At 62.9% G+C, this 17,974-nt stretch carries 16 protein-coding genes; 6 read left to right on the forward strand and 10 right to left on the reverse strand.

All coding sequences use genetic code 11. The features are described from left to right. Position 1: 1 nt before the first annotated feature. The 8 genes from AC1TPF_RS06295 to AC1TPF_RS06330 all read right to left on the reverse strand — a co-directional run bounded on the left by AC1TPF_RS06295 (position 2) and on the right by AC1TPF_RS06330 (position 7,760). On the reverse strand, positions 2-565 hold the full coding sequence (locus AC1TPF_RS06295; RefSeq protein ID WP_482135976.1) for a hypothetical protein: 564 nt from the start codon (positions 563-565) through the stop codon (positions 2-4). 56 nt (positions 566-621) lie between these two features. After that, entirely contained in the window at positions 622-1,641 is a 1,020-nt protein-coding gene (locus tag AC1TPF_RS06300) for an LLM class flavin-dependent oxidoreductase (RefSeq protein WP_482135975.1), read from the reverse strand. A gap of 67 nt (positions 1,642-1,708) precedes the next feature. Next, positions 1,709-2,773, reverse strand: a complete 1,065-nt coding sequence (locus tag AC1TPF_RS06305) for an MsnO8 family LLM class oxidoreductase (RefSeq protein WP_482135974.1) — start codon at positions 2,771-2,773, stop codon at positions 1,709-1,711. Between the two features lie 104 nt (positions 2,774-2,877). Next, on the reverse strand, positions 2,878-3,771 hold the full coding sequence (locus AC1TPF_RS06310) for a polysaccharide deacetylase family protein (RefSeq protein ID WP_482135973.1): 894 nt from the start codon (positions 3,769-3,771) through the stop codon (positions 2,878-2,880). Beyond that, on the reverse strand, positions 3,768-4,742 hold the full coding sequence (speB, locus tag AC1TPF_RS06315; RefSeq protein WP_482135972.1) for an agmatinase: 975 nt from the start codon (positions 4,740-4,742) through the stop codon (positions 3,768-3,770). The genes AC1TPF_RS06310 and speB overlap by 4 nt, the downstream gene beginning before the upstream one ends. 41 nt (positions 4,743-4,783) lie before the next feature. Then, positions 4,784-5,578: an SDR family NAD(P)-dependent oxidoreductase gene (locus tag AC1TPF_RS06320; protein WP_482135971.1), complete on the reverse strand. Its 795-nt coding sequence runs from the start codon at positions 5,576-5,578 to the stop codon at positions 4,784-4,786. 2 nt (positions 5,579-5,580) lie between these two features. Then, positions 5,581-6,288, reverse strand: a complete 708-nt coding sequence (locus tag AC1TPF_RS06325; protein WP_482135970.1) for an SDR family NAD(P)-dependent oxidoreductase — start codon at positions 6,286-6,288, stop codon at positions 5,581-5,583. Continuing rightward, on the reverse strand, positions 6,285-7,760 hold the full coding sequence (locus tag AC1TPF_RS06330; protein WP_482135969.1) for an APC family permease: 1,476 nt from the start codon (positions 7,758-7,760) through the stop codon (positions 6,285-6,287). The genes AC1TPF_RS06325 and AC1TPF_RS06330 overlap by 4 nt, the downstream gene beginning before the upstream one ends. 172 nt (positions 7,761-7,932) lie before the next feature. On the opposite strand from AC1TPF_RS06330, the gene AC1TPF_RS06335 reads away from it, so the two are divergent. From AC1TPF_RS06335 to AC1TPF_RS06355, 5 genes are all read left to right on the forward strand, one after another. Further along, positions 7,933-8,610 carry a PucR family transcriptional regulator ligand-binding domain-containing protein gene (locus AC1TPF_RS06335; protein WP_482143128.1) on the forward strand — a complete coding sequence of 226 codons (678 nt, stop codon included), beginning with the start codon at positions 7,933-7,935 and terminating at the stop codon, positions 8,608-8,610. After that, positions 8,556-9,344, forward strand: coding sequence for a PucR family transcriptional regulator (locus AC1TPF_RS06340; protein ID WP_482143130.1), 789 nt, complete (start codon positions 8,556-8,558; stop codon positions 9,342-9,344). The genes AC1TPF_RS06335 and AC1TPF_RS06340 overlap by 55 nt, the downstream gene beginning before the upstream one ends. Positions 9,345-9,528: 184 nt before the next feature. Beyond that, positions 9,529-9,996, forward strand: coding sequence for a hypothetical protein (locus tag AC1TPF_RS06345; RefSeq protein WP_482143132.1), 468 nt, complete (start codon positions 9,529-9,531; stop codon positions 9,994-9,996). Between the two features lie 175 nt (positions 9,997-10,171). Then, positions 10,172-12,724, forward strand: a complete 2,553-nt coding sequence (gene clpB, locus AC1TPF_RS06350; protein WP_482135966.1) for an ATP-dependent chaperone ClpB — start codon at positions 10,172-10,174, stop codon at positions 12,722-12,724. A 245-nt stretch (positions 12,725-12,969) separates the two neighbouring features. Beyond that, the gene (locus AC1TPF_RS06355; RefSeq protein WP_482143134.1) at positions 12,970-14,631 is read left to right on the forward strand and encodes an HNH endonuclease signature motif containing protein; all 1,662 of its coding nucleotides are present in this window, start codon (positions 12,970-12,972) and stop codon (positions 14,629-14,631) included. A 36-nt stretch (positions 14,632-14,667) separates the two neighbouring features. Here the strand turns inward: AC1TPF_RS06355 and AC1TPF_RS06360 are convergent, their stop codons facing one another. After that, on the reverse strand, positions 14,668-15,483 hold the full coding sequence (locus tag AC1TPF_RS06360) for a MerR family transcriptional regulator (protein WP_482143135.1): 816 nt from the start codon (positions 15,481-15,483) through the stop codon (positions 14,668-14,670). A 133-nt stretch (positions 15,484-15,616) separates the two neighbouring features. After that, positions 15,617-17,161 carry an MFS transporter gene (locus tag AC1TPF_RS06365; RefSeq protein WP_482143137.1) on the reverse strand — a complete coding sequence of 515 codons (1,545 nt, stop codon included), beginning with the start codon at positions 17,159-17,161 and terminating at the stop codon, positions 15,617-15,619. Positions 17,162-17,318: 157 nt separating this feature from the next. Between AC1TPF_RS06365 and AC1TPF_RS06370 the strand changes: the two genes are divergently transcribed. Further along, complete coding sequence (locus AC1TPF_RS06370; protein WP_482143139.1) at positions 17,319-17,966, forward strand: TetR/AcrR family transcriptional regulator; 648 nt, start codon at positions 17,319-17,321, stop codon at positions 17,964-17,966. The last annotated feature ends 8 nt before the right edge of the window (positions 17,967-17,974 follow it).

The following is a 17,974-nucleotide window of genomic DNA, read 5'->3' on the forward strand; positions in this document are numbered from 1 at the left end:
ATCACCCTCCGTCCGCGAGCAGGGGTGCATCGAGCCACGTGCCCACGGCGGGTGCGTACAGGAGAGCACTACCGATCACCGCGAAACCGGCCATCACGAGCGGCAGAACTGAGATCACCCCGCCGACCACCTCATGGGCAGGCTCGGACACCAGCCAGTACTGGATCTCGACGGCCACCGCGAGTGCGGCGATGACGGCCAGTGCCGTGCGTCCAGAGTTGAGTCGGTCGCGGACCCGGATGAACCCGACGACCGCGATCGCCACGATCAACAATGCCACGGCTCCGTTGCCGATCAGGATGAAGTCCACTGTCTCGGCGGTGTCGTCGGGGTCGGTCGCGGGGTGCGCCGCGGTGAAGTGATCGGCCACCGCATCGTGCACTTCCACGTAGTCGAAGGCTGTCCCGGCGGCGGCGGCGGCCAACGTCGTCGCCGCGACAAGCCATACGACCGCGGCGGCGTCGACGAGGTGGGGTCGGTGGTCGGCGGCGGATACCTGTGGGGGCGCGATGCGGATCTCCGGCGGACCTCGCCGACCCGGCGGTTGTCGCCCGGGTTCGTCCATATCGCGATGGTACGTCGGGCAGCGCGTGTGCAGGCGGCCCTTTTTCGACCCGGTGGTCAGCGCCAGCCGAGTGCGGGCGCGACGTGTTCGAGGATCGATTCGATGACGTGGGCGTTGTAGTCGACGCCAAGCTGATTCGGCACGGTGAGCAGCAAGGTGTCGGCCGCGGCGATCGCCTCGTCCTCGCGGAGCTGCTCGATCAGTCGGTCCGGTTCGTCGGCGTAGCTGCGACCGAACCGGGCGATGCCTCCGTCGATGACACCGACTTGATCGGCGTCGTCGCCGCCACGACCGAAGTAGGCGCGGTCGCGGTCGTCGACGAGTGCAAAGATGCTGCGGCTCACAGATACTCGTGGCTCCCGCTCATGGCCGGCCTCTTTCCAGGTGTCGCGGAATCGCTCGATCTGCTCGGCCTGTAGCTGGTGGAAGGGGACACCGGTGTCCTCGGCCAGCAACGTCGAACTCATCAGGTTCATGCCCTGTTTCGCGGTCCATTCGGCGGTCGCGCGGCTACCCGCGCCCCACCAGATCCGGTCGCGCAGGCCCGGCGACTGCGGTTCGATACCGAGCGCACCGGGCGGATTCGGGAACATCGGCGACGGGTTGGGCTGGGCGAACTTGGCGCCGGAGATGACCTTGAGGAAGACGTCGGTGTGCTCGCGTGCCATGTCGGCGTCATTGGAGCCGTCGCCGGGTACGTAACCGAAGTAGTGGTAACCGTTGATCACCTGCTCGGGGGATCCGCGGCTGATTCCCAGCTGCAGTCGGCCTTCTGAAATGAGGTCGGCAGCGCCGGCATCTTCGGCCATGTACATCGGGTTCTCGTAGCGCATATCGATCACGCCGGTGCCGATCTCGATGCGATTTGTTTTTGCGCCAACCGCTGCGAGCAGCGGAAAAGGCGAGCCGAGTTGGCGGGCGAAGTGGTGCACACGGAAGTAGGCGCCGTCCGCTCCGAGTTCCTCGGCCGCAACCGCAAGATCGATGGATTGCAGGAGAGTGTCCGCGGCAGATCGCGTCTGTGAGCCCGGCGAGTCCGACCAATGCCCGAACGACAGAAATCCGATGTTCTTCATGACCATATAAATAGAACTGCGGTCCGTTTAATTCCCTGGCCTGCCGACACCGTGGGCGTGGGGGATTTCAATGAACGGCCTCCCCGGCAGCGTTGGTGGAACCGTGCCGTGGTGATAGGCCGAACGCCTGCGCGATGTAGTCATGGGACTGGCGCCGGGCGATGGGGTCGGCGATGAGGTCTTGGAGCATCACTTCATCGGCGCCGCTCTCCTCGGCCATCTGTTCCAGAGTTGCGCGCACGTCGTCAGGACCGCCGGCCACGAACCGGGGCCAGCTACCGTCGACGATGGTCGTGGGCTCGCTCTTCTCCGCATCGGTCATCTCCCGGACTGCCTCGTCAGCGGACGGAATGGTCACCGATCCCGCAGAGCGTCCGGCACGGCTCAGGCGTGCGTAGAACCCTTTCGCGGAGTTCGCGAGGTGTTCGCCGTCGGCCCTGGTTTCGCCGACGGTGACGTTGACGGCCAGGATCGCGCGCGGAGTGTCGAGCCCGAAGCCTTGGGCACGAAAGTTCTTGCGGTAGTGGCGTAGCGCAGGCGCTGCCTCGGTCGGGCGGATGAAACCGGCGAACGTGTAGCCGATACCAAGGCCTGCCGCCAGGTTCGAACCGTTCGGACTCGACCCGAGAAGCCAGGTCTGCGGGACCTCGGGTACCGACGGCATGAGCTGATGTCCGGCGAACGGGTGCTTGTCGGGAAAGGCGTCATACAGCCACGACAGGGTTTCGAGTACCTGTTGTTGGTGGTCGACGTGGGTCTGGTGTTCTCTGTTCTGCTGCAAGGCCATATCGATGACAGGACCTGCCGTCGCGCGACCCATGCCCAGGTCGATGCGCCCGGGGGCCATCGCTTCCAATTGCTGGAACATCTCCGCGACCTTGAATGGGCTGTAGTGGTTCATCAGTACGGCTCCGGAACCGAGCCGGATGTCGGAAGTCTGCGTCGCCGCGGCCGCGATCAGCAGTTCAGGGTGATGGGAGGCTCCCGAACGGCTCAGGTGGTGTTCGGCGAACCAGATGCGGTGGAAGCCTGAGCTTTCGGCGTGGCGGGCGGTCTCCAGAGAATCGGCCAGGGCCTGCTTCTCCGTGGTGCCGGGAGCAACAGTCCCCAAATCGACGATGGACAGCTTCACGGGCAGTCTCCTCTGTGTCGGCAGAATCGCCTTTCCCCACACTATGCGCAGACGAGCCCGCGCTTGAGCACAGCGATTCTGGAACGCGCCACGAAGGGGTCTGGCTAGGCGCCGGCTTCGGGTGTGCTGATCGGGGTGATCGTGCGCGGTGTCAGGTCCAATGTCCGCACGTGCTCGGCGATCTCGTGGAGTGGTGCTACCCAGACGTCGTCGCACGACTTCACGTGCGCCATCAGCTTCCCGAGTTGATGGGCCCGCGACGGTCGGCCGGACAGGAACGGGTGATTGGTCAGGACCCAGCAACCTCCCACTGCCCGCAGCCCTTCGAACTCGTCCTGCCAGAGTTCGCGCGCCTTGCGTGGGGTCTCGATCAAGCCTGATCCTGAGAGGTCGGGCAAGAAGCAGTACTGCTCCCAGTCGTCGAGGGCCCACTGGATCGGGATCTCGACGAGAGACTGATCTGATGTCGGCGTGATGGCCAGCTCGTAGGGATGATCGGCGTCCATCAGGCTCGAGTCGTACAGAAATCCTCGCTCGTGCAACAACTCCGGGGTGCGCCATGACAGGTCCCACATGGGCGCCCGATACCCGACGGGCCGGATACCGACGACCTCGGCCAGCGCGTCGAGTCCGCGATCGATGGCCTCGATCTCTTGCTCTTCGGTCAACGCGGTCGGCTGCTCGTGCAAGTACCCGTGGTGGGCGATTTCGTGGCCGGCGGCGGCGATGTCGCGCACGACATCCGGATATCGGTGCGCCGTGAAACCGGGTACGAAGAACGTCGATTGAATCGCATGTGTGTCGAGTAGATCGAGTAGCCGCCGAACGCCCACGAGGGGGCCGTAGGCCTGATGCGACATCACGCTCATGCGCGACGCGGCTGCGGGGTCTCCCCACAGCACCGCGGATTCGGCGTCGACGTCAAAGGTGAAGGCGGCCGCAGAAGTCTTGCCACCAGGCCACTGAACGGGCTCCGCGGCCGAATGCGATGGCGTCATCGCGAAACCCGCATCGCCATGATCGAGAGCAATTCATACGCGACATGCGAGGCCGCAACCGCGGTGATGTCAGCGTGATCGTAAGCCGGTGCAACCTCGACGATGTCGGCGCCGACGATGTTCAGGTCCTTCATGCCGCGCAGCACGTGGAGCAGTTCACGACTCGTCATGCCACCGGCCTCCGGTGTGCCGGTGCCCGGAGCAAACGCGGGGTCGAGCACATCGATGTCGACCGACACGTAGACGGGATGATCACCGACCCGCTCGAGGACACGGTTGAGGGCGTCGTCGATACCTCGGCGTTCGATGTCCCGGCAATGGACGATCGTGAAGCCGAGTTCGGCATCGTCGACCAGGTCCTGCCGGTCGTACAGCGAACCACGGATGCCGACGTGCGCGGAGTGTCCTTTGACGATCAGGTTCTGTTCGGAAGCGCGGCGAAACGGTGTGCCATGCGTGCAGGAAGCCCCGAAGTAGGTGTCCCAGGTGTCGAGGTGGGCATCGAAGTGCACGAGGGCAACGGGTCCGTGCACCGCGTGGACCGCCTGCAGAGCCGGTAACGCGATCGTGTGATCTCCGCCCAAGGTGAGCACGGGACGTCCGGTAGGACCGATCAAGTGCGACAGGGCGTTACGTGTCTCGTTGATCGCGGTCTCGATGTCGAAGGGATTCGCCGCGATGTCTCCGGCGTCGACCACCTGTGCGGAGCGGAACGGTTCGGCGTCGAGTGCGGGATTGAACGGTTTGAGCAGTCTGGAGGCTTCACGGATACTGCCCGGCCCGAATCGAGCTCCGGGGCGGTAGGTCACGCCGGAGTCGAACGGCACACCCACGACGGCGATGTCGTAATTCTCCATGTCTTCCATACGCGGTAGTCGCGCGAACGTGGACAGCCCCGCGTAGCGCGGTACTGCTGTTGCATCGACCTGCCCGACGGTGCCGGTGTCAAAGACGGTGTGCTTGTTGGTCATGGGGTCTCCAAAGTTCTGGGTGTATGAGATGTACGCACGACTCAGGCTCTGCTGCGGGTGGATCCGCCGTTGGCGCTGACGACCTGGCCGATCATCGCCGACATCGAGAAGTCGGTGAGCAGGGCCACGACGTCTGCGATTTCAGTCGGCGACCCTACCCGGCCGGCCGGAATGGACTGCGCGTACACGGATTTCATCTCGGTCACACTCAGTCCGGCCTCCCGTGCGTCGACTTCGAGCTGCGGTGTGTCGATCACCCCGGGGGCGACGGCATTGACGATGATGCCTTCCGGTGCCAGTTCGCGGCCAAGGGTTTTGGTCAAAGCGACCAGGCCGGCCTTTGATGCCGAGTACGCCGATGCGGCCGGCCAGCCGGTCAACCCCCACTCGCTGGTGACGATCACGATGCGGCCGGAGCCGGCCTCGCGCATGTGCGGCACCACTGCCTGGATGAGATGGAACGTGCCGCCGAGGTTGGTGTCGATGATGCGCCACCAATCATCGGGATCGTGATCGAGAAACGGTGCCATCGTCATGTACGCGTGATTGGCCACCAGGACGTCGATGGAGTCGCAGTGTCGGCGAAGCTCCTGCACCATCGCCGCGACGGCATCCGGGTCGGACAGGTCGCCGGGCGCCGAGATCCCGTTGATCTCGGCTGCCAGGGAATGTAATTCGTCTGTGTCGGCAACGTCGGACACCGCGACCAGGGCGCCTTCGGCGGCAAGTCGTCGACAGTGCACGCGACCCATGCCGCCCAGTGCGCCGGTGACGAGCGCGACCTTGCCCTGCAAGGATTTCCGGGATAGCCGGGGTGTCGGTGTTGAAGATGTCACCTTCAGATCACTGCTCCTGCATTGACGTTCAGGATCTCCCCGGCGCAGAAGGTCCCGCTCTCGACGAGAAACGCCGCGGCCAGCGCGACTTCGTGTGGCGATGTGAGTCTGCGTAGCGGCAGCGTCTGGAGGTACGGCTCGGCTCGCCACGGTGAGTCCGCGGCAAGCATCGGGGTATCCGTCGGTCCTGGCGCCACCGCGTTGACCCGGATTCCCTTCGGGGCCAGCTCGATGGCAAGACTGCGAACCAGCCCGATCAGCGCGCCTTTCGCGGCTGCGTAGTGCGCGTCCTCGTCGCCGCCGCCGATGGCGAGCTCACTCACGACCGCGACCAGCGATCCCGCACCCCTCTCAATCATTCCGGGAAGCACTGCGCGGGTGACGTTGGTAAAGCCACCGAGGTGAACCCGCAGCATGCGGTGCCAGGACTCCCGGTCGATGTCGGTGATCGGAATCATCTCGTAGTGGCCCGCGGCCGAAACCACCGCGCTGATCGGTCCCAGGTTCGACTCGATGGCCGCGATCGCGTCCGCGACGGCGGCGCTGTCGGAGACATCTGCGGTGGTGCTGTATGCGGCATCGGGGGCGTGGTCGCGGTCGAGACTTGCTACTGCCCAACCACTTTGGGTCAGTTCATCAACGACCGCGCGGCCGATGCCACTGGCACCACCGGTCACGAGCGCGACCGGACCCGCCTTTGGTGTGCTCACTGTGGGCTCCCGACGCCGATGTCTTCGTACGTGTCATCGAAGTCGAACGTGTCGTCGATCTCGCTGATACGTCGACGAATGGTTGCGAGCACCGCAACCCCGACGACGGCGAGAATGCCGGTTCCGATCCACACCGACCAGTCCAGGTAGCGATCCGGGTATGCCACCCGCGGCCACGCGATGTTGATGAATTGCAATATAACCCAGACTGTCGCAAAGACGGTCAGTGGTAAAGCGAACCGGCCCAACGTGAACGGCCCCGGGACGAACCTGCGGCGCAACTGCATCACAAGGACGCCGAGGAGCGGGAACAGGAAGGCCAGGTAGAAGCCGCCGGTGGTGAAGTTGACCATCAGTGTGTAGGTATCTTCGGCGACAATGCTAAGCAAGAACAGTGAGGCTCCGACCACTGTCGTGACGAAGACCGCGGACCGCGGAATCCGGGCATTTCCTTCAACGCGTGCAAGCACATTCGAGTAGGGGAGGGCATTGTCGCGGGCGTAGGCCCAGATGACGCGCGACGCCGACGTCTGCAACGCGAGGAAGCTCGCGACGAAACCGATGACAAAGAGAAGCTCGACGGGTTTGGCGGCGCCGCTGCCCAGGGCCGCGGTCAGGGTCGCCGAAACCGGGTCGCTCACCTCACCACTTGTCACCGCCTGCATGTCGGGGATTGCGAGGATGATTGCCAGCGCGGAGAACATCACGACGATGGCAATGAAGCACAGCGAGAAGATGACTGCCTTGGGCAGGTTCTTCCGCGGTTCGTGTACTTCTTCAGCAATCGCTCCGGCACTGTCGAAGCCGACAAAAGACCACCCGATGAACGCCACCGCCATCAGGAAGGGACCGGTCAGATAGGTGGTGAAGTCAGACCCGTCGCCGCCACCCTCGGTCAGCACCTCGAGTCCGTTGTTGCGGTGGAAGAACAGCAACCACACACCCAGGCCGACGGAACCGATCACCTCGGCGATGATGCTCGCGGTCATGAAGAGTTTGAGTGCTTTGCGTCCCGCCAAATTGATCACGGTGCCCGCCAACAAGATCGCCAGTGCGATGAGTGCCAGTGTGCCACTGCCCGGATCCTGGATCCCGGCGATGCCTGCGATGAAATTGGCGGCACCCAAAGCAACTGTTGCCATTGCGATGACAAGCGTCCACATGTAGGCCCAGCCGGCAAACCAGCCATATGTTGTCCCCATCAGCCGCCGCGACCACTGATAGATCGATCCTTCGATCGGCCATTTGGAGACAAGCATCGCGAAGATGATGGCGACCAACAGCTGGCCGCCGAACACGATTAGGAATCCCCACCAGAAGCTCGGGCCCGCGGTAGTCATTGCCAGTCCGAAGATTCCGTACAGAGCAACGATCGGGGAGATGAAGGCAAAGGCGAAGGCGAACGACGACCAGAGCGTGAACTCCCTGGCGAGGGTCTCGTCCCCGCATGCCTGAAGGGTTGTGTCTTCCATGCGGGTTCTCCTGTAGATGGCCTGTTGTTGGAGAAACCTTCACCCGAAGTCATCCTCTCCGCAATCGGGGGGAGCAACTCGCAAGTAACCCACTATGTGGAGTTGCCGGCTTTGTGTAAACATCCAACGCCTCGCAGTGTGGGGTCGACGGGAGGCGGTTACTGTCCTGTCCATGGGCGACGTAAGTGGTATCGGCAGCGAGCGCCCCATCGGGCCGACGATCGGCCGGCTGCTCAGTGAAGAAGCGTTGCGATTGATGCTGCACCCGGCCGCACAGGCGGACGTCGACCGGATGGTTCGATGGGTCCACGTCACCGAGCTCGCCGATCCCTCGGGTTATCTCCGCGGGGGTGAGCTGGTCTGCACCGTGGGCGCGATGCTCGATTCGGACGACGAGTTCAGGCGATTTGTCGACGTGGTCTCGGCGCACGCGGCCGGAGTGTGTTTCGGGATCGGCGACGTACACACGACTGCTCCCGATGCGTTTGTCGCCGCCTGCAACAGGCTTGATCTGCCATTGATCCTGGCGCCTGCGGGTGCGCCGTTCAGCATGATCGGGGAGTTTCTCACCCAGTGGCAGCTCAAGTCCGAGGTGGATCTGCTGCACACCACCGAGCAGTTGATCACCCGGATGCTCGCTTCGCTGCGCGCGCGCGATTCGCTGCCGCACCTTCTCGAGCAGGCGGCGGCGGTGCTCGGCGGGAAACTGGAATTGCGGTTCGGTGAGCAAACCTGGACTGCCGGTTCCGGCCCGGCGTCGCCTCTGACCATGACGTACGCGCCGGCTCAGCTGATGTGGGCGAGCTCATCTGGTCCGGCGACGGTCGCGCTCCCGACCCGAGGTCGTTGAACCAGCTGACGATGTTTGTGCAGGCGGCGTTGCGTGGCCGCGACGTGGAGGCGGCACTGGCGCGAGAGCGTGTTGGGCAGCTTCTACTGCTCGTCGAGGATCGGCTCCTCAATCCGGCGGCATTCGTTCAGGTGCTGGAAGTCAATTTTCCGGCGGAGTCGACCTATGTCGTGTCTGCCTGGCCTGGCGGCGCAGGCGCCGTCCTCGAGATGCAGGCCCCTGAGGGGATCGTGGGTGAATCGCCCGGGGTGGGGTTGATGGTCACCGCACGGTCGGACAATCTCGAGGCCGTGGCATCAGCCGTCGGTTTGCCGTGTGGATATTCAGGCGAAGTGGCACTCCCTGACCTGGGTTTGGCGATCTCTCAGGCCCGTGCGGCCCTGGATCTCGCGGTCCGGCGAGGCGCGTCTGTTGGGCCAGATAATTTGGCGCGTCTGGACAGCCTTCTCGAGCAGCAGTCGAGTATTCGTCTCAAACCCTTTGTGGACCAGCTGATTTACCCACTACTCGATGCCGACGAGAGTCGCGGAACCCAGCACATCCTGACTCTGCGGACATTCCTGGACAACGATGTATCCCTCAAGCGCACCGCGGACGAACTGTTTTTGCACCCGAACACGGTCCGCCATCGACTCTCCCGCATCCATGCTCTCATCGGGATGGATCCGAACACACTCGCCGGTCAGATCGCGCTGACGGTCGGGTTGTGGACACTGGACCGTCACGGTCGGTGATGAGCGAAGCGGCTTGTGATCATGGCACTTCAACCACCTCGCAATTCTGTAGCCGCAGTTGAAGGTCTCCTCCCGGAATCGGTGGATCGCTCTGCACTGCGTGGCTGTGGATAACGGTTTTGGTTATGCACAGGTGGCCGCTGAGTCGGTGTTCGCGCTCCTCGGCCGTGACAGCCTCGGGGACATGGGCATTCGATACTATGCATATCCGCTTCAACCCGACGACGTCGTCGCTGCGCGCCACGTTCCATATCCATACCTCTCCGATGATCCGCTGATGGACGCCTGGGGATCAGAGGCTGACCGGCCGCGGATGCTGTATCTGGACAAGGCGTGGCGTGAACTCCAGCATGTGTTCACGGTGCAGGACGGATTCCTGCGTCCACGCATCTCGTTGGAACTGGTGAAAGGCAATGTGACGCCGGTGCGTCCGCACGGTGGGCACATCGGTTTCGTGCATGTGTTGCCGCCGGAGGTGGTGGACGAGGTTGCACGGGACATCGTGCTGTTCGACCCCGTCGATGACGCAGTGATCAAGGAGGAGTTTCCATGGTCGGATGCGAACTATGTCAATGAGTTCCTGCGTCGGGCCCAGACCTTCATGATCGAATTGGCCCGCGACGGGTTGGGTCTGGTGTACACGATTCGGTGAGGTGTGGGGGGCGGGCATCAGCCCGCGACCGCAGCGCCGGTCCCGCGTCGAACTGACATTCCGAAGAAATGTACAGTTGAGTGGAACAGACTCAACTCTCTGTGTGTTACAGGTCATGAACGGGTGCAATGGCGCTCGTAGTGTATTTGTATCGATGTTCGAAGGAAGGTGACTCGTGGACAGTTTCAACCCCACCACCAAGACACAGGCCGCGTTGTCGGCCGCGATCCAGGATGCAGCCGCATCCGGAAACCCCGATGTCCGGCCTGCTCACGTGCTTGTTGGCCTTCTCGATCAGTCCGACGGGATCGCTGCGCCCCTACTCAAGGCGGTGGGCGTTGATCCTGCTCAGATTCGCACCGCGGCACAACAGCTCGTCGACCGGATGCCCAAGGCCTCTGGCGCCAGCTCGACCCCGCAGCTCAGCCGCGAGAGCATCGCGGCTATTTCGGCAGCTCAACAGCTCGCCGGTGAACTCGACGACGAGTACGTCTCGACCGAACACCTGGTTGTCGGCCTGGCCAAGGGTGACTCTGACGTCGCCAAACTTCTGTCCGGCGCCGGCGCGACCGCCCAGGCACTCCAGGATGCGTTTGTCGCAGTCCGCGGCAGCGCTCGCGTGACCTCCGCCGACCCGGAGAACACCTATCAGGCCTTGGAGAAGTACTCCACCGACCTGACCGCCGCCGCGCGTGAAGGCAAGCTGGATCCGGTCATCGGCCGCGACACCGAGATTCGTCGCGTCGTGCAGGTTCTGAGCCGCCGGACCAAGAACAACCCGGTCCTCATCGGTGAACCCGGTGTCGGTAAGACCGCGATTGTCGAAGGGCTCGCCCAGCGCATCATCGCCGGTGACGTCCCAGAGAGTCTGCGCGGCAAAACCGTTGTGTCCCTGGACATGGGCTCGATGGTCGCCGGTGCCAAGTATCGCGGCGAGTTCGAAGAGCGCCTGAAGGCCGTTCTGGAAGAGATCAAAGGCTCTGCCGGACAGGTCATCACGTTCATCGACGAGCTGCACACCATCGTGGGTGCCGGTGCCACCGGCGATTCCGCGATGGACGCAGGCAACATGATCAAGCCGATGCTCGCCCGCGGTGAGCTGCGACTGGTCGGTGCCACCACGCTCAGCGAATACCGTCAGTACATCGAGAAGGATGCGGCCCTCGAACGCCGTTTCCAGCAGGTCTACGTCGGCGAACCGTCGGTCGAAGATGCCATCGGCATCCTGCGTGGACTCAAGGAGCGGTACGAGGTGCACCACGGCGTCCGGATCACGGACTCCGCACTGGTGGCCGCCGCGACGCTGAGTGATCGCTACATCACGTCGCGGTTCCTGCCGGACAAGGCCATCGACCTTGTCGACGAGGCGGCATCTCGACTCCGTATGGAAATCGATTCGCGCCCAGTCGAAATCGATGAGGTCGAACGTATCGTTCGTCGGCTCGAAGTCGAAGAGGTCGCGCTGCAGAAGGAAACCGACGCCGCGTCGAAGATTCGTCTCGACAAGCTCCGTCAAGAGCTCGCCGACCAGCGGGAGAAGCTCAACGAGCTCTCCGCCCGCTGGCAGGGTGAGAAGAACGCCATCGACTCGGTGCGTGACCTCAAAGAACGCCTCGAAACACTTCGCGGTGAATCGGAGCGGGCCGAACGCGATGGCGATCTCGGCCGGGCAGCTGAACTGCGATACGGCACAATCCCGACCTTGGAGAAGGAACTTGCTGCCGCCGTTGAGAAGTCGGGTGCAGATCCGACCGGCGACGTGATGTTGCAGGAAGAGGTCGGACCCGACGATGTGGCAGAGGTGGTCGCTGCCTGGACCGGTATTCCGGCCGGCCGCATGCTCGAGGGTGAAACCGAGAAACTGCTTCGGATGGAAGACGAACTCGGTTCCCGGGTCATCGGCCAGAAGCTGGCCGTCGAGGCTGTGTCCGACGCGGTTCGTCGCGCTCGGGCCGGTGTCGCCGACCCGAACCGGCCACTGGGCTCGTTCCTGTTCCTCGGACCGACCGGTGTCGGTAAGACCGAGTTGGCCAAGGCTCTTGCCGAGTTCTTGTTCGACGACGAACACGCCATGGTTCGCATCGACATGAGCGAGTACGGCGAAAAGCACAGCGTGGCAAGGCTGGTGGGTGCTCCTCCCGGCTATGTCGGCTACGAGGCCGGTGGTCAGTTGACCGAAGCCGTTCGGCGTCGCCCTTATACGGTGGTGCTGTTCGACGAGGTCGAGAAGGCGCATCCGGACGTATTCGACATCCTGCTGCAGGTGCTCGACGAAGGCCGGTTGACCGACGGTCAAGGCCGCACGGTCGACTTCCGCAACACCATCTTGATCCTGACGTCCAACCTGGGAGCAGGTGGCGACAAGGACCAGGTGATGGCGGCGGTCCGGTCGGCTTTCAAGCCCGAGTTCATCAACCGACTCGACGACGTCGTGGTGTTCGACGCGCTGACGGCCGAACAGTTGGTGTCGATCGTCGACATCCAGCTCGGACAGCTGGGCAAGCGTCTGGCGCAACGCCGGCTGCAACTGGAGGTTTCCGAGGACGCCAAGAAGTGGCTCGCCACACGCGGATTCGATCCGCTTTACGGTGCTCGTCCGCTGCGCCGGTTGGTGCAGCAGGCCATCGGCGATCAGCTTGCCCGGGCTTTGCTGGCCGGCAAGATCACCGACGGCGACGTCGTCCCGGTGACCACCAGCGACGACGGCGAGACGTTGGTCGTTGGCTGACCTGGCTGACCACTTGAACAAGAACCCCTGCACCACATCGGTGCAGGGGTTCTTGCTTTTGGCGGGCACGAAGAGTGAGACTGTCGAGATCTATTCGAACATATGTTTGAATCAGTGGTGATTTTGGGCTACACTGGTGTTCAAGCGCTTCCGAAATACGTGGGATTCCGAGAAATCACTACGGCTGTTCGTATTCGTTCACAGGGGCTGGGGGGTCCGGGGTGTCAGATCAGTTCGCTATCGACATGCCCACAAATGCTGCGCTGCTCGAGCTCGATGCTGCTGTTGAGCGCATCGCCATAATGGATTTGATGCCGATCTCTGATGAGGACTGCGTGCGGGTGCTTCAGCGCATCGAAACCTCGACGCGACGGTTGCAGGCCGCTGGTTTGCCGGTATTGCGGGAAGTGACTGTGCGACGGGCATTTTCGAAGGCAGGTTTCGGCTCACCGGTGGCGATGCTCAAAAACCTGTTTCGGCTGCGGCCCGGGGCGGCCCGTCAACGGCTGGAGGCAATGGACGCTCTGACAGCATCGGTGACACCCAGTGGCGAGGTCATCGAACCGCGGTATCCGGAGACAGCGGCGGCGTTGCGGGACGGTGCGATCGATCTCGATCATGCCGCGATCGTCATGGACGTGATGGCCAAGATCCCCGCAAAGGTCGATGCGGAAAAGCGGGAGAACACCGAGGCCGCGATGGCCCAGTTGTGCCAGCGGTACACCCCGACAGAAGTGGAGCGGATCGGTGAGCGGATTGTCGAGTATCTCGATCCCGACGGCACGTTGACCGACGACGCGGACCGCGCCCGCCATCGCGGTCTGAGCCTGGGTAAGCAGTCCACGAACTTGATGTCGAAGATCACGGGTCATCTGGACCCGGTGACGCGCGCACTGCTCGACGTGATGTTGACGGTCTGGGCCGCGAAAGGGATGAACAATCCTGGTGACCCGCTGTCCCCGTCGGGTGCGGTAGATGACCCCGCCTTGGACAAAGACATCCTGCAGGCCGCTGCTGACAACGACATTCGTAGTCAGTCGCAGCGCAATCATGATGCGTTGAAGGCCGCGTTGTTGTATTTGATCGAGTCCGGGCAACTGGGCAATTCGCACCGTGGTTTGCCGGTGCAGGTGATCATCTCGATGACCAAAGATCAGCTCGACGAATCGGTGCGACCTTCACCCGGTGCAGGCGTGGTCATCGACAGCGCCGACTACGACTACGACTACGACGATGACATTGTCGAGGTCGAGGTCGAGGTACCGGGCGAGATGGTGCCATGTGGAAGTCGGAATCCGGTGCAGCCGTACGGATCAGGTGTGGCGTATACGGCAACCGGAACAATCCTGCCCATCGGTGATGCAGTGAAGCTCGCTGTGCGCAGCGATAAATCGTTGGCGATCTTCGAGAATCACTCGAACGAGATCCTGTACTTCGGGCGGGCGCGTCGGTTGGCGAGCGAGTCGCAGCGGCTGGCGATGTTTGCTGCTCATCGCGGTTGCTCGACGCCAGGATGTTCGAATCCGGCGCTGTGGGCCGAAGCGCATCACATTCGGGAATGGGTGCTCGGCGGGTTCACGGACATCGTCAACGAGGCGCCGGCATGTCCGCAGCATCACAAGCTGATCGGTCCGGGGGTCAATCAATGGCAGACGGTGATGCTCACCGAAGGGCCGGATGCGGGTCGGTGTGCGTGGATTCCGCCGGTATTCATCGATCCGGAACGCAAACCACTGGTCAATCGCGCCCATCACCCTGACGAGGCCCTCGCCGAGGCGCGGGAGTTGATGCGATCCCGCCGTCACGAGCAACTGGAGCAACGAAAGCGCGAATGTGGGGTGTCACCACCGTCCCGGCCGCATGAGTCAGACGAAGAAACCGAACCCGGGCCCGACCAGCGGGAATGAGGCTGGTCGGGCTCGAAATCCCAGGCTGCGTGCGGATCAGCGGACGAAGTCGACCTGGACTTCGGTGACCCAATCGGATTCCTTGTCAGCCATTTCGAGATAGATTTCCCGGCCCTGCCCGGTCAGGGTGAATCCCTGATCGGTGACCCAGCGGTTGAGGGTCTGATACGCCGAGTCGATCGAATCCATCGCTCCGTGATGGATCAGGGACGCGACCTCGCCGCCCGGGATCTCGAAGGTGTCGAGACCTGGAACCGATCCGGACAGGACGGGGAAGGTGGCGTGGATCCACACCGCGTCCTCGGATTCCTCGGGGGCGGGGGAGTAGTACGCCACGCTGGGGCCCACGGGGGTCTCGCGCGCGGCATGAAGTGCTTCGCCGATGCGCGGATACAGCTGTCGGATGGTCGGTCCGATGTCCTCGTTGGTGGTGCTGGCGGCCAACGCCCGCAGTCCCACATTTTTGGTCGGTGCAACGGTTTTGGTGGTGATGATGGATTCAGACATGCCTTCTTCTCCTTCGATGAGTCGGAGTCTGGCGTCCACCCGGGCGAGGCGATGCTGGTCGTGGCGGATCTGCGACTCGAGTTCCACCTGGCGCAGCCGGAACATCGCGCGCAGGTCGGAACCGGTGAGCTCGTTGTCGACGATCTGGCGCACCTCGTCGAGGCGCAGACCCAGATCCTTCAGTGCAACAATGCGGTTGAGCCGCTCGAGCTGGTTCACCTCGTAGAACCGGTAACCACTGTGTGGGTCGGTACGTGACGGTGTGAGCAGCCCGATCGAGTCGTAGTGCCGCAACATTCGGACCGATACCCGGCCGAGCTTGGCAAAATCTCCGATGGTGTTCATGGCGGTCTCCACGTTGCAACCTGACACTGTGTGAGGGTCAAGGACTGAACTTACCGGGTGCGCACAGCCGAGAAGAGAGAAAACCGGGCCGCGCCCGAAGGCTGCGACCCGGTTCTCGGCAGGAAAAAGGTTCTCAGGCCGCGACGACCGCCGCGTTCTGCGGTTCATCACCCAGTGAGTGACGACCCATTCGGATCATGAATGTCGAGACCAGGAACGCCAGGACCATGAATCCGGCGCCCCAGTAGAACGCCACGTCGTAGCTGTAGATATTGGCTTCCGTGAAGGCAGCCGGATCGACCGGGACCGGTGCTCCGGTTGCCGGATCCGAAGTCATGGCCGAACCGCTGTGCCCGGAGAAGGCTTGCGCCACAATCGTGCTCAAAAGTGCGACACCGACCGATCCACCCACCTGCTGAGAGGTGTTCAGCAGTGCGCTGGCCACGCCGGAATCAGCCTCCTTGATCCGATGTAGTGCCGTCGATTGCGACGAGACGAACACCAGGCCCATGCCGAACGCGATGAGGATCTCGCTGGGCAATACGTGCGCCACCCAGCTCGAGTTCGAATCCAACTGTGCCAGAAGGAGAAAACCTGTTGCGCCGAGTGCCGTGCCGAACATCAGCAGCGGACGGGGTCCGAATCGGGGCAGCAGTGAGCTGGTGAAGCCGGCTGAGATGATGACGGTGATCGGGAACGGCAGGAACAGGACCCCGGCCCACAACGGAGGATGGCCAAGGGTGTTCTGGAAGTAATAACTGAGGAACAGGAACATGGCGAACATGGCCGTCGGGGTGATGAAGGCGACCAGATAGGCGCCGCCACGGCTGATCTCACCGGGAATATGCAGCGGCAGGAGCGGATTGGGGGTGCGGACCTCGATCGTCACGAATGCGGCCAGCAATACGGCGGCAGCGACAAAGAGCAGGACGGTCGACGTCGCGCCCCACCCGGATTCGGCGGCCTTGGTGAATCCGTACACCAGACTGATCAGGCCGAGGGTCACGGTGACAGCGCCGGGCAGGTCATATCCGCCGGTCCGTTTGGATGGCCGGTCGCGGATCACCACCAGCACCCCGCCGATGGCGGCGATGATGGCGATCGGCGTGTTGATCAGCAGGGTCCAGCGCCACGAGAAGTACTCGGTGAGCGCACCGCCGGCGATGAGGCCGATTGCTGCTCCACCTCCGGAAACGGCTGCGTACACGGCGAAGGCGCGTGCACGTTCCTTCTGTTCGATGAATGTGACGGTGATCAGTGACAGGGCTGCCGGTGCAAGGATGGCTGCGAACACGCCTTGGAGGGCGCGTCCTGCGAAGAAGGACATCGCGTCCCAGGCAAATCCGGCCATGGCCGACGATGCGGCGAATCCGGCGAGGCCGATCAGGAACATTCGGCGACGGCCCAGGTAGTCGGCCATCCGGCCACCGAGGAGGAGCAGTCCACCGAACATCAGAGTGTAGGCCGTGAGGGCCCACTGACGATTGGCGTCCGAAATGTCCAAATCTGCTTGGGCGTAAGGCAATGCGATGGTGACGATGCTGGCGTCGAGCACCACCATGAGCTGGGCCAGGGCGATGATCACCAATGCCAACCAGCGGCGCGGGTCGGCGGTGGGGGTTGTGGTTGTTGTGGGGTCGGACGATTTTTGGGAGATGGCGGTGTCGGATGAAGCCACGAGATCCTCAAATCTAGAGGGCTGACGAATCGGCAATGTAAAGCAACGCAGAGCCAATAATGGCAGAGTCAGACAGAAGTCGTCAAGAGACAATATTCGGACATGGTCAAACGGCAGGGTCTGCGAAAATCCCCCTGTGCGGGGTTATCATGTGGACGTGACACTCGCGGAACCCCGAACGGGCCAGGTCAAGGCCGGTCTTCGGGAACGGAAGAAGCTGCAGACGCGCGATCGACTGATCGCTGCGGCGCTTGAACTATGCGACCAACAAGGTTTTGAGGCGACCACTGTCGATCAGATCTCGGACGCGGCCGACATCTCGCCTCGCACCTTCAATCGCTATTTCGCCACCAAAGAAGATGTGGTGCTCGCCCCGATCGAAGACATGATCGTGGCGATGGCCGCCTCGCTGGACGCCCAGCCCCGAACGGGGAATGAGATCAAGGCGTTGGTCGACGCGCAGGTGCAGATCCTCGGTGGGCAGTGTCCGGTCGGCGCCGTAGACCTCACACGATTCGAGACGATGAACCGGATCATTCAGGATGCGCCCTCGGTGAATGCGCGAAGTATCGAACTCGGTGACAAGAAGTTCCGCAGCATCACCGACACGGTTGCTCATCGAATGGACACCGACACCGACAATCCGCGGGTTCGGGTCATCGTGTCGGTGTTCATGTCGCTCATGCACATCTCGCTCGACACTTGGCGATGCGGACGGACCGGCGGGATTGCCGACTCGGCGGTGGCCGCCGAAACGCTCAAGGCCACGTACAAGACGTTCTGTGAAATTGCCAGAGACGTCTGAGCCCCAGC

It is taken from the genome of Williamsia sp. Y853 (assembly GCF_056786495.1).